This is a genomic window from Mycobacterium asiaticum, assembly GCF_001673315.1.
Classification (GTDB): Bacteria; Actinomycetota; Actinomycetes; order Mycobacteriales; family Mycobacteriaceae; genus Mycobacterium; species Mycobacterium asiaticum_B.
In genome coordinates this window covers 1-11,862 of sequence record NZ_LZLQ01000066.1, presented here as the reverse complement: position 1 = coordinate 11,862, position 11,862 = coordinate 1, and the positions used below count along the sequence as shown (strand labels likewise).

Genomic DNA, 11,862 nt, shown 5'->3' with positions numbered 1-11,862 from the left:
TTCCGCTCCCCGCGAGGCCCCATCATTGGCCAGTGCGGGCCCGGTCACTGCGACCAGGGCAATTACACACCTGTAATTTCGCTTTTCCAAGCATCACACGCCACACATGTCACGTTAGCCACACTTTTATTTCGGTTTCCTCAAGAAGGCGCGCCTCGCGCCGCTATCAGACCCAGCTGGCGCGTCCAGCGCGAACCAGTGACGAAGTCACCGATCCATAGACCTCTTCCACGGTCAGACCGAGCAGCAGGTGGTCCCGCCAGCCCCGGTCCACTTCGAGGTAACGCCGCAGCAGTCCCTCCTCGCGGAATCCGGCCTTGGCCAGCACTTTGCGACTGGCGGCATTCTCCGGCCGCACCGTGGCCTCCACGCGGTGCAACATCACCGGCCCAAAGCAGTGGTCCACCCCGAGGGCAACGGCGCCCGTGGCCACCCCGCCGCCGTTGCACTCGCTGAACACCCAGTAACCGATCCATGCCGAGCGCAACGCCCCGTGCGTGACGTTGCCGATGGTCAACTGCCCGCAGAAATAGCCATCCAGTTCGATCACATACGGCAGCATCCGACCCTTGCGCGCCTCGGCGCGCAGTCCCGAACAGACCGCGGGCCACGCCGCCGCCGAGTGCCGCGTCGTCCAGTCACCGTCGACGGTGGGTTCCCAAGGCTCCAGAAACGCCCGGTCGGCCGTCCGGATTCGGCTCCACACGGCCCCGTCGCGCATCCGCACCGGCCGCAACCGGATCACCCCCGCGTCGACGCGCAACGGCCCCACGCTCGTCGGCCAGCCAGGATGGCGCGAAGTGGACCGCAACAGGCTCACGAGACCGAAACGGGCTCAGCCATGCTGAGCCAGGAAGGCGACGTCGACGATCTCCCCCGTGCGAATCTGCTCGGCGCCACTGGGAACCACGACCAGACAGTTCGCCTCGGCGAGGGTCGCCAGCAGATGCGACGACCCTGGCGCGCCGCCCAACGCCTGCACCAGATATTCGCCGCTCTCCTGGTCCCGCATCAGCTGACCGCGCAGGTAGCCCTTGCGCCCGGCCACCGAGGTGATCGGCGACAGCGTGCGGGCCTGGACGATCCGGCGCATCGGATGCCGCTTGCCCAGCGAAAGCCGGATCAGCGGCCGGACCATCACCTCGAAGACCACCAGGGCGCTGACGGGATTGGCCGGCAGCAGAAACGTCGGTACGCCGTCGCGGCCGAGTTGCCCGAAGCCCTGCACCGAACCCGGATGCATGGCGACCCGCACCACCTCCATGTCGCCCAGCTCGGACAGCACCGCGCGCACGGCCTCGGCCGCCGCGCCGCCGACACCGCCCGCGATCACCAGCACCTCGGCCCGGTTGAGCTGGCCCTCGACGATCTCCCCTAGCTCGTTGGGGTTGTTGCTGACGATGCCGACGCGGTTCACCTCGGCACCGGCATCGCGGGCTGCCGCCGCCAGGGCATAGGAGTTGACGTCGTAGACCTGGCCGTTGCCCGGGCTGCGGGATATGTCGACCAACTCGCCGCCGACGGCCATCACCGACACCCGCGGGCGCGGATGCACCAACACCCGTTCGCGGCCGACCGCGGCCAATAGCCCCACCTGTGCGGCGCCGATGATCGTCCCGGACCGCACCGCCACGTCGCCCGGCTGCACGTCGTCGCCGGCACGTCGTACATATGCACCCGACGGTGCTCCGCGCAGAATCCGGACCCGATTCATCCCGCCGTCGGTCCAGCGCAGCGGCAGCACCGCGTCGGCCAAGGTGGGCAGCGGCGCGCCCGTCTGCACCCGGGCTGCCTGACGCGGCTGCAATCTGCTGGGTGTGCGCGCACCGGCCTCGATGGTTCCCATCACCGGCAGGGTCACCCCGTCGCGACCTTCCACGCCCCCGTCGTCTGCGACGGCTTCGAGCGTTCCGGTATCGCCCACGCCCAGCACGTCGACGCTGCGCACTGCGTAGCCGTCGATGGCGGCCTGATCGAAGCCGGGTAGCGGACGTTCGGTCACGACCTCCTCGGCGCACAACAGTCCCTGCGCCTCGGCAATGGCGACCTTGATCGGCCTCGGGGCGACCGCGGCGGCCGATATCCGTGCCTGTTGCTCCTCTACAGAACGCACCGTGCGCCTTCCTGCCGTGCGGGCCGCGACCCGAGCACCGGCGTCCCGGCTACTGTTCGGACAGACCCAATCGCGCCACCAACCACCGCCGCAATTCCGGGCCGTAGTCGTCACGATCCAATGCAAAGTCAACCGCAGCCTTGAGGTACCCGCCGGGATTTCCCAAGTCGTGTCGGGATCCGCGGTGCACCACGACATGGACCGGATGGCCCTCGGAGATCAGTAGTGCAACGGCATCGGTGAGCTGAACTTCGCCGCCCGCACCCCGGTCGATACGGCGCAATGCGTCGAAAATGGCGCGGTCCAGCACGTAACGACCGGCTGCGGCATACAGCGACGGGGCGTCCTCGGCCTTGGGCTTTTCCACCATGCCCTTGACCCGCAGCACATCTTCGGTGTCGCTACCGGGAACCGGTTCGACGTCGAAAACGCCGTAGGCACTGATCTCTTCCGGTGTCACCTCGATGGCACACAACACGGTGCCGCCATGCTGGGCCCGGACCTGCGCCATCGTCTCCAGTACGCCGGTCGGCTGCACCAGATCGTCGGGCAGCAGCACCATCACAGCGGTTTCGTCCGGGGCCAGGGTGGGCTCCACGCAGCTGATCGCATGCCCCAATCCGAGCGGTTCGGCCTGCACGACGGACTCGACCTTGATCAACGCCGGCGCGCGGCGGACCTTGGCCAGCATGGCTTTCTTGCCGCGGGCCTCGAGCGTGCCCTCCAGCACCAGATCCTCGACGAAGTGCGCCACGACGCCGTCCTTGCCCTCGGACGTGATGATCACCAGTCGCTCGGCGCCGGCTTCGGCGGCCTCGGCGGCGACCAACTCGATACCGGGGGTGTCGACGACGGGCAGCAATTCTTTCGGCACGGTCTTGGTGGCGGGCAGAAACCGTGTGCCTAGCCCCGCAGCGGGCACGATCGCCGTGAACGGGACCGCAACTCGCGAAGTTGAGGGGGTTGAGGGGGTTGACGGGGTTGACAGGGTTGACATCGATTCACACCATATCCTTCGTCAGCTGGGTAGCCATTGTTTGACGGCGGAAACGCCCAGCCCGCTTCGGGGTCTGTCATCGTTGAACCGTGGGCACCGCGAGCAAGGCCGCGTTGCGGCAACGGCTGACCGCCGCTCGGCGTCGCGTGTCCGACGACGTGCGCGTCGCGGAAGCCGAGAAGCTCGTCAACCACCTGGAGCAGGTCGTAGACCGTGCCGGCACAGTCTGCGCGTACGTGCCGGTGGGCTCGGAGCCCGGCTCGCTGGACATGCTCGACGCGTTGCTGCGGCGGGCGGACAGGGTGCTGTTGCCGATCGCGCGAACCCGTGCCGACGACACGCCGTTGCCGTTGCAATGGGGCGTGTACCGGCCCGGTGGGCTCGTCACCGCGCGCTGGGGTCTCTTGGAGCCGGCGCAGCCGTGGCTGCCCGAAAACGCTCTGGCCGAGGCCGCTCTGGTGCTGCTGCCCGCCTTGGCGGTAGACCGCCGCGGGGTGCGCCTGGGCCGCGGCCGTGGTTTCTACGACCGCTCACTGCCGGCTCGGGATCCGCGGGCCCGTCTGGTCGTGGTGGTGCGCGATGACGAACTGGTCGACGAATTGCCGTGCGAGCCACACGATGTGCCGATGACCCACGCACTCACCCCGGGACGAGGGTTAATCACGCTCCCGTTGGGGAATGAGTGACATGACGTGGCGGTTCTAGCACTTAAGACGGTAGAGTGCTAACAGACTTCATGACCATCCGGAGGTTTTTGTGCCGACGTACAGCTACGCGTGCACCGAGTGCGGCCACCGCTTCGACAAGGTGCAGGCCTTCACCGACGACGCGCTGACCACCTGTGAGCAGTGCTCCGGCCGGCTGCGCAAGCTCTTCAATTCCGTCGGAGTCGTGTTCAAGGGCAGCGGTTTCTACCGCACCGACAGTCGCGAGTCCGGCAAGAAGGAGACCAGTTCGGCAGGCGGCTCCTCTTCCAGCGAATCCAGCTCAAGCTCAAGCTCCAACTCGAGCGAGAGCAAAGCGTCGGAGTCGAGCGCGAAAACCGAGAAAGCCGCCTCCCCGGCCGCCGCATCCACCTAGCATCCCGTTAGCCCCCACCTAGCATCCAGTTAGCCTCCAACTAGCGGTTATCCACAAACCCGCTTCGGCCCGCAACAATCGGCGGCGCGCTGCGCCTACGGTGACCGCGTGCGGGAACCATCTCTCAATCCGACTCTGCTCAGCCGCATCAGCTCGGTCTGCCGACCGGACTGGACCCGAACGGTACTGGCCCGACGGGTGGCGGCGGGCGGGCTCGTCGTCCTGGCCGGCATCGCCGCGCTGCGGTCCAACCCGGACGGGGACCGCGTCGACGTGCTGGTGGCCGCCCGCGACCTCGGCCCGGGCACTGCGCTCACCGCCGATGATGTGCGCACCGAAAGACGTCTGACCGCGACGGTTCCCGATGGCTTCCGAGCGGACCTGCAGGCGGTGCTCGGTTCAACCCTGGCGGGCCCGGCACGCCGCGGCGAGGTGTTGACCGATGTCCGGCTGTTGGGCAGTCGACTGGCCGAGTCGACGGCGGGTCCCGGTGCCCGGATCGTGCCGTTGCATCTGACCGACGGCGCATTGGTCGACCTGGTCAGGGTGGGTGATGTGGTCGACGTGCTGGCCACACCGGCCGGCGAATCCCAGCCGGGCGCGTCGGCGGTGAGCAAAGTGATCGCCGTCGACGCGGTCGTGGTGCTCGTGTCGGCAAGAGCGAAACTCCAGTCGAACGAGGGCGACCGCGTAGTGTTGGTTGCGCTGCCGGCTCGCGTGGCGAACGCGGTGGCGGGCTCGGCGCTGGGCCAAGCGGTGACGTTGACCCTGCATTGAGCAGTTATCCGCCGCTGGACACGTGATCGACAGCAAACTCGGTCAAGTCCAGAAAGGGATCTCATGCTCAAAGGGTTCAAGGAGTTTCTCTCGCGGGGCAACATCGTTGACCTGTCGACTGCGGTGGTGATCGGTACCGCGTTCACTGCGCTGGTCACCGCATTCACCGACAACGTCATCAAACCGCTGGTGAGCTCGATCGGCGTCGGCCAGACGTCACAGGTCGGGATCCTGAAAATCCACATCACCGGCAATCAGTACATCGACCTGAACACGGTGCTCTCGGCGGCGATCAACTTCATTCTGGTCGCCGCGGTGGTGTACTTCCTGGTCGTGCTGCCCTACAGCAGACTGCGCAAGCAAGGTGAAGTCGAGCAGGCCGACGACGCGCAGGTGGTGCTGCTCGAGGAGATCCGCGACCTACTCGCCCAGACCAACGGCGACTCGTCGTCCGGCAAACACGGCGGCGCCCACGAAGCACCCCCGTTGACGCCGCCACCGAGTTACGGACCTCGCGCGGACAGCTGAAAACCGGCCTCAGATCTCCAAGCTGGACAACTGCCCGATGATGTAGGCCGCCAGCGGATTGAGCGTCGCCATCCCGTCCCGCACGGCGTAGCGCGAACCAGCGAGGTTGACCACCAGCGTGCTGCCGGAAACACCGGCCAGACCTCGCGACAGCCCGGCATCGGTGATGCCCGCGGACAGTCCGGAGCCGCGGATGGCCTCTGCGATCCCCAGGATCTCCCGGTCGAGGATGTCGCGGGTGGCCTCGGGGGCAACGTCTCGTGGCGTGACACCGGTGCCACCGACCGACACCACCAGGTCGACCCCGCCGATCACCGCGGTGTTCAACGCATTTCGGATCTCGACCTCGTCGGCCTCGACCGCGACAACGCCGTCCACCACGAAACCCGCCTCGGTGAGCAACTCGGTGACCAGCGGTCCGCTGTGGTCCTCGTCGCCGTGCGCGGTGCGGTCGTCGACAACGACAACAAGTGCCCGGCCCACCACCAACTCCGCACCCTGCTCCATGGGTGCCACCGTATATCCGAGGTCAGACAACTGACCCTCCGCATTCATCACTGCTCCGCCTTCCCAAGCGTCACCTGCGCCGTGCGGGTGCCGCCCGCGGGATCCTGATAAGTCAGCGTCACTCTGTCTCCCGGTGCTTTAGAACGCACGGCAGCAACCAACGCATCCGCGCTGTTGATCGTCCGCTCATCGACCTTGGTGACGACGACCCCTTTCGGTACCCCGGCATTGGCTGCCGCACCATTGCCGACTACCTCCATCACCTTGGCACCCGGGACTCCCTTGTCGGTGGTCACCTGCACGCCGAGCGACGCGTGGGACGCCTTGCCAGTGCTGATCAGCTCATCGGCGATGCGTTTGGCCTGGTCGACTGGGATGGCGAAGCCCAGACCGATGGACCCGCTCTGCGCGTCCCCGGAGTCCGCACCCAGCGTGGCGATCGCCGAGTTGATCCCGATCAGCTGGCCGTTCATGTTCACCAGCGCACCACCGGAATTACCGGGGTTGATCGCGGCGTCGGTCTGAATCGCGTCCAGCACGGTGTTCTGGTTCCCGGACTCACCGGTGGTCGACACCGGCCGGTTGAGCGCGCTGACGATTCCGGTGGTCACCGTGCCCGCCAAGCCCAGCGGGGACCCGATGGCCAACACTGGCTGCCCGACGCGCAGGCCGGCCGACGAACCCATGGCGATGGGCGTCAGACCGGAGGACCCCTGCACCCGGATGACCGCGATATCGCTGGTCGGGTCGGTGCCGACCACCGAGAACGTGGCGGTGCGACCGTCGGAGAAGGTCACCGTCGTTTTCGGCGGCGGACTCCCCGGGGGCGGCTTCGCGGCGGCCGCGACGACATGGTTGTTGGTCAGGATCAGCCCGTCAGCCGACAGGATCACACCCGAGCCCTCCTCGGATTGGCGTCCGAGATCGGTCTCCAACATGACGACGCTGGGCACCACCTTGGCCGCTACCTGTTCGACCGAGCCGGGCGGCATGTTCGCAGCCGGAACGCTGGGGGCACCGCCTGACGCGGCCGTCGTGTCGTGGCTGCCGCCGGTCTGGTGTCCCAGTTCCACCACTGTCGCCGCCGCACCGCCGATACCGGCGGACACCACCGCGATGGCCAGCGCGCCGAAGATCAGCCCGCCTGAGCGGCGTCGCCGGGGCGGCCGCCCCATCGGCGGCATCATCCCAGGGATCGGGCCCGGACCGGTACCCGGCGGGATGGGGTGCACACCGCTACCGCCGGGTATCGGGCCCACCCCGGTGTTACGCGATATCGGACCTGAACCCGTGTGGCCCGGTATCGGACCCGCACCGGTGTGGCCCGGTATCGGACCCGCACCGGTGTGGCCCGGTATAGGACCGGCACCGGTGCCGCTGAGCGGATCGTAGGAAGACCGATATTGCGGTTGCGACGGCTGATAGCGCCAGTCGAACTGCTGGTTGTAGCTGTGCTGCCCCTGGGCATAGGCAGGAGGCACCGGCTGGTTGGGCGTAGCGCCATAACCCGGCTGCTGCGGCGGTGGCGAATACCTCGGGTGATTCGTCATGACGCTGGATTGCTCTTCTCTACTTCGTGGGCTCGGTAAGGCCGACTCGCGCATGCCTTGCTTGCATGGCTTTGGTCTTCAACACTAACTGCACAACCACCTTGCTCGCGCGGACTAAGAATCGACTGAGATAACGTTTGTCGAACCCCGTGAATCCGCGTCGTCCGCCGAGCCTGTCCGGGGGCGTTTCGCGGGCTTGTCCGCCGCTGCTGCGTCGGCTTCTGCCGGGTACTCGGGAATGGGCATCGGACGTCCGGGCAACAGCACGAAGATCGATGTGCCGGGCGGTTGCCTGCCCGGGTGGGTGTCCTCGATGCGTAGCGATCCGCCGTGGTTGAGCACCACCTGTTTGACGATCGCCAAACCCAGACCCGATCCCGGCATCGCCCGCGCCGACGTCGACCGGTAGAAGCGCTCGAACACCAGGCGTCGCTCCTGCGGTGCAATGCCGGGACCCTGGTCGGATACCACCAATTCGGCGTGCGACGGATCCAGTTGGCGCAGCACGACCCCAACGTGGCCGCCCGGCGGACTCCACTTGGCCGCATTGTCCATGAGATTCAGTGCGGCCCTTGATAACCCGGCCGGGTCGCCATATACCTGCCAGGGAATGATCGTGACGTCGAAGTGAATGTCGTTGCGGCGCCGACGAACTCGCTCAAGGCTGCGGTCGATGACTTCGGCCATGTCTACCGGCTCGTGCACAGCGTGGCCGGCGTCGCCCCGGGTGAGGTCCACCAAATCGCCTACCAGCGTTGACAGTTCCTCGATCTGGGCTATCACATCGGCGCGCAGGTCCACCATCTCCTGCTCTGGCAGCCGTGGCGCCCCGGGCTCCATCGCGGCCATCAGCAGTTCGACGTTGGTGCGCAGCGACGTGAGTGGGGTGCGTAGTTCGTGTCCGGCGTCGGTGACCAGGCGCGCCTGGCGCTCCCGCGATTCGGCCAGCGCCCGCAGCATCAGATTGAACGCTTCGGTGAGCCTGGCCAATTCGTCGCTACCGAACACCGGGATGGGTCGCAGGTCGTCGGTGCGGGCAACCCGCTCGGCCGCTTCGGTGAGACGACCGACCGGACGTAGCCCGGCCCGGGTGACCATGCCGCCGGCTACCGCGGCGACCGCGACGCCGACACCCCCGACCATCAGCAGCACGAAACGCAGTTTGCCCATCACGGCTTCGGTCGGTCTCAGACTCTTGGAGATCAGAAGCGAACTGCCGCTGGGCAGGTGGATCGCGAGCACCCGCTGATCCGACGCAGTGCGCCGGGACATGAACAATTCACCCCGGATGACCGCCTTTTCCGGGGTCCCGACCGGCAGCGTCTGGCCCGGCTGGTTGGCGGTGTAGATCGATCTGCCCGGGTTCACCAGCATCGCGTTGACGTCCGAGTAGGCCGTGCCCTCGATCGCTTTGCCCGGGTCGGCGGCCAGCGAACCGCTGGCAATCAGCAACTGTGCGCGGCTCTGCAGCTGGTTATCGATGTCGCTGTAAAGAGCGGCGGAGATCACCGCGTACACGGCGAAGGACATCAGCAGCACCACCATCGCCACCATGGACATGGCCAGCAGCATCACTCGCCACCGCAACGACAGCGAACTGGTGGCCCGCAGCGGTGCGCGCCTCACCCGGCCAGGACGGCGGAGCCTAAGTATCAAGGCGGCGTTTCGCGTAGCACGTAACCCACCCCGCGCACGGTGTGGATCAGCCGCGGCTCGCCGTCGGCCTCGGTCTTGCGGCGCAGGTAGCCGACGTAGACCTCGAGAGCATTACCCGAGGTCGGGAAGTCGAATCCCCACACCTCCTCCAGGATGCGGCTGCGAGTCAACACCCGCCGCGGGTTGGCGATCAGCATTTCCAGCAGGGCGAATTCGGTGCGGGTGAGGCTGATGCGGCGTTCCCCGCGGATGACCTCTCGGGTCACCGGGTCCAGGCTCAGGTCGGAGAATGTCATCGCCACCGACTCCGCGGCGTCCTCCGGCTTGGTGCGCCGCAGCAACGCCCGCATGCGGGCGAGCAGTTCTTCCAGGGCGAACGGCTTGGGCAGATAGTCGTCGGCCCCGGCATCCAGGCCGGCGACGCGCTCAGAGACCGAGTCACGTGCCGTGAGCACCAGGATCGGCAGGTCGTCTCCGGTGCTGCGCAGCTGACGGCAAACTTCCAGGCCATCCAGCCGCGGCATCATCACGTCCAGGACCAGCGCATCTGGCCGGTCACTGGCGATCAACTCGAGTGCCTCGACCCCGTCGTGGGCCAACTCGACCGTATAACCGTTGAAGGAAAGTGACCTGCGCAGCGACTCGCGCACCGCGCGATCGTCGTCGACGACAAGTATTCGCACGGAGCTAGTTTGGTACTAGGGCCTGAGAGCGGCCTGAGAGGCGCGCCGAGCTGATCAGCGTTTGTCGAGGTCGATCAAGCCGAGGCGCGCGGCTTTGAGCAGTCGGCGAGGCACCTTATGCTTCTGACCAGCCACAGTGACGCCGACCAACTCGGTCGAGGTGGCCTTCCACTGCGAGCGCCGGCTGCGGGTATTCGAGCGCGACATCCTGCGCTTGGGTACGGCCATGGTCGGGCCTAACTCCTCGTGTGGTTTACGGACGGGGCGTGTCGCGCTCCATGACCTCGGCGGCCGAACGGCAACAGTTGACCTCAAGGGTAGTCGGTGAGCTGCTGGTCGCCAAAATTGAGCTCGTCGGGTCGGCGCTGGCGCGCCGAAATTGCATCCAGGACGCTTCTCTACGGCGCGTCGTGTGCGCGGTGTCAGTGTCGCCGCGGGAGGGACGCTGATGTTGCCGCGGGAGGGACGCTGATCCGGTTGGCGGGAGCGCCGCGATACCCGTTAACCTACCGGTTGGTTGGTTCTCGACTGCGCCGGCCGCCCAAACCAAGGGAGGGAGGATCGCATTGGCCCCCGAGTCTGGTGCCGTGCGGATCGCGAACTGCTCCGGTTTCTACGGCGACCGGCTGTCCGCGATGCGCGAAATGCTCACCGGCGGCGACGTGGACTTTCTCACCGGTGACTACCTGGCCGAGTTGACCATGCTGATCCTGGGCCGCGACCGGATGAAGAATCCCGACCGCGGCTATGCCAAGACCTTCCTGACCCAGCTCGAAGAATGCCTGGGCCTGGCCCACGAGCGCGGCGTGCGCATCGTCGTCAACGCCGGCGGCTTGAACCCAGCCGGCCTGGCGAGCGCGGTGCGCGCGCTGGCCGAACGGCTGGGCGTGCCCGCGCGGGTGGCCCACGTCGAAGGCGACGATCTGCAGCCACGGGCGGCCGAGCTGGGGTTGGGTTCCCCGCTGACGGCCAACGCCTACCTGGGCGGGTGGGGCATCGTGGACTGCCTCAACGCCGGAGCCGACGTCGTAGTCACAGGCCGCGTCACCGACGCCTCTGTGATCGTCGGTTCCGCTGCTGCGCACTTCGGCTGGGGCCGCAGCGATTACGACCAGCTGGCCGGAGCCGTGGTCGCCGGCCATGTCATCGAGTGCGGGGTGCAGGCCACCGGCGGCAACTTCTCCTTCTTCACCGAAATCCCCGATCTGACCCATGCCGGTTTCCCGCTGGCCGAGGTCCACCGCGACGGCTCGTCGGTGATCACCAAGCACCCGGGGACCGGCGGCCTGGTGAGCGTAGACACCGTCACCGCGCAGCTCCTCTACGAAATCACCGGCGCCCGCTACGCCAATCCGGACGTCACCGCCCGGATGGACAGCGTGGAAGTCTCGGCGGACGGACCCGACCGGGTGCGGATCAGCGGCGTGATCGGCGAACCGCCGCCACCGACCCTGAAGGTGTCGCTGAACAGCATCGGCGGATTCCGCAACGCAATGACGTTCGTGCTGACCGGTTTGGACATCGAAGCCAAGGCGGAGTTGGTTCGCCGTCAGCTCGAAGCCACGCTGACAGTCAAACCCGCCGAACTGGAATGGACGTTGGCCCGCACCGATCACCCCGACGCCGACACCGAAGAGGCCGCCAGCGCGCTGCTGAGCTGCGTGGTCCGCGATCCGGATCCCGCCAACGTCGGACGCAAATTCTCCGGTGCGGCAGTCGAATTGGCGTTGGCAAGCTATCCGGGGTTCACCGCGACCACCCCGCCGGGCGACGGTCAGGGTGTTGGCCAGCCAGCGCCACTGGTCATCGGTGCGAACCCAGACGCCGACGTTGGCGGAGCCGCCCTTGTCGCCGCTGCGCGCCCCGGCGATCAAACCCAGCGGCGCTCGCCGGGTCGGGCCGGCCGGCAACGGCTCCGGCAGTGCCGGGGTATCGACCGAGGCCAACGCCAAAGTTTCGGTGGCGGGGGCG

13 protein-coding genes are annotated in these 11,862 nt (G+C 67.2%); 5 read left to right on the top strand and 8 right to left on the bottom strand.

Features of this window, described 5'->3' with window-relative positions; genetic code table 11:
• Positions 1-166 precede the first annotated feature (166 nt).
• The 3 genes from A5636_RS10165 to A5636_RS10155 are packed head-to-tail and all read right to left on the bottom strand — an operon-like array spanning position 167 to position 3,110.
• On the bottom strand, positions 167-820 hold the full coding sequence (locus A5636_RS10165; protein WP_065158513.1) for a GNAT family N-acetyltransferase: 654 nt from the start codon (positions 818-820) through the stop codon (positions 167-169).
• A 15-nt stretch (positions 821-835) separates the two neighbouring features.
• On the bottom strand, positions 836-2,113 hold the full coding sequence (glp, locus tag A5636_RS10160; RefSeq protein ID WP_065158512.1) for a molybdotransferase-like divisome protein Glp: 1,278 nt from the start codon (positions 2,111-2,113) through the stop codon (positions 836-838).
• 49 nt (positions 2,114-2,162) lie between these two features.
• The gene (locus A5636_RS10155) at positions 2,163-3,110 is read right to left on the bottom strand and encodes a UTP--glucose-1-phosphate uridylyltransferase (RefSeq protein WP_065158511.1); all 948 of its coding nucleotides are present in this window, start codon (positions 3,108-3,110) and stop codon (positions 2,163-2,165) included.
• Between the two features lie 89 nt (positions 3,111-3,199).
• On the opposite strand from A5636_RS10155, the gene A5636_RS10150 reads away from it, so the two are divergent.
• The 4 genes from A5636_RS10150 (at position 3,200) to mscL (ending at position 5,495) form a co-directional block, all read left to right on the top strand.
• A complete protein-coding gene (locus tag A5636_RS10150; RefSeq protein ID WP_065158510.1) occupies positions 3,200-3,796 on the top strand; it encodes a 5-formyltetrahydrofolate cyclo-ligase in 597 nt (198 codons plus the stop codon).
• A 70-nt stretch (positions 3,797-3,866) separates the two neighbouring features.
• Positions 3,867-4,190 carry an FmdB family zinc ribbon protein gene (locus A5636_RS10145; RefSeq protein WP_065158509.1) on the top strand — a complete coding sequence of 108 codons (324 nt, stop codon included), beginning with the start codon at positions 3,867-3,869 and terminating at the stop codon, positions 4,188-4,190.
• 108 nt (positions 4,191-4,298) lie between these two features.
• The gene (locus tag A5636_RS10140; protein WP_065158508.1) at positions 4,299-4,967 is read left to right on the top strand and encodes an SAF domain-containing protein; all 669 of its coding nucleotides are present in this window, start codon (positions 4,299-4,301) and stop codon (positions 4,965-4,967) included.
• Positions 4,968-5,030: 63 nt separating this feature from the next.
• Positions 5,031-5,495, top strand: a complete 465-nt coding sequence (gene mscL / locus A5636_RS10135) for a large-conductance mechanosensitive channel protein MscL (protein WP_065158507.1) — start codon at positions 5,031-5,033, stop codon at positions 5,493-5,495.
• 9 nt (positions 5,496-5,504) lie between these two features.
• Here mscL and A5636_RS10130 read toward each other — a convergent pair whose 3' ends face one another.
• From A5636_RS10130 to rpmF, 5 genes are all read right to left on the bottom strand, one after another.
• Positions 5,505-6,050, bottom strand: a complete 546-nt coding sequence (locus tag A5636_RS10130; RefSeq protein WP_065158506.1) for a MogA/MoaB family molybdenum cofactor biosynthesis protein — start codon at positions 6,048-6,050, stop codon at positions 5,505-5,507.
• Positions 6,050-7,552, bottom strand: coding sequence for a S1C family serine protease (locus A5636_RS10125; RefSeq protein ID WP_065158505.1), 1,503 nt, complete (start codon positions 7,550-7,552; stop codon positions 6,050-6,052). The genes A5636_RS10130 and A5636_RS10125 overlap by 1 nt, the downstream gene beginning before the upstream one ends.
• A 114-nt stretch (positions 7,553-7,666) precedes the next feature.
• Positions 7,667-9,124 (bottom strand): HAMP domain-containing sensor histidine kinase, encoded by a 1,458-nt coding sequence (locus A5636_RS10120; RefSeq protein ID WP_155763742.1) that lies wholly within the window; start codon positions 9,122-9,124, stop codon positions 7,667-7,669.
• An 80-nt stretch (positions 9,125-9,204) separates the two neighbouring features.
• Positions 9,205-9,891: a two-component system response regulator MprA gene (gene mprA, locus A5636_RS10115; RefSeq protein WP_065158504.1), complete on the bottom strand. Its 687-nt coding sequence runs from the start codon at positions 9,889-9,891 to the stop codon at positions 9,205-9,207.
• 54 nt (positions 9,892-9,945) lie between these two features.
• Positions 9,946-10,119: a 50S ribosomal protein L32 gene (gene rpmF, locus A5636_RS10110; RefSeq protein WP_036364355.1), complete on the bottom strand. Its 174-nt coding sequence runs from the start codon at positions 10,117-10,119 to the stop codon at positions 9,946-9,948.
• Positions 10,120-10,478: 359 nt separating this feature from the next.
• Here rpmF and A5636_RS10105 point away from each other — a divergent pair.
• Positions 10,479-11,862, top strand: a 1,384-nt coding sequence (locus A5636_RS10105) for an acyclic terpene utilization AtuA family protein (protein ID WP_253900561.1), incomplete at its 3' end; no start/stop codon positions are given.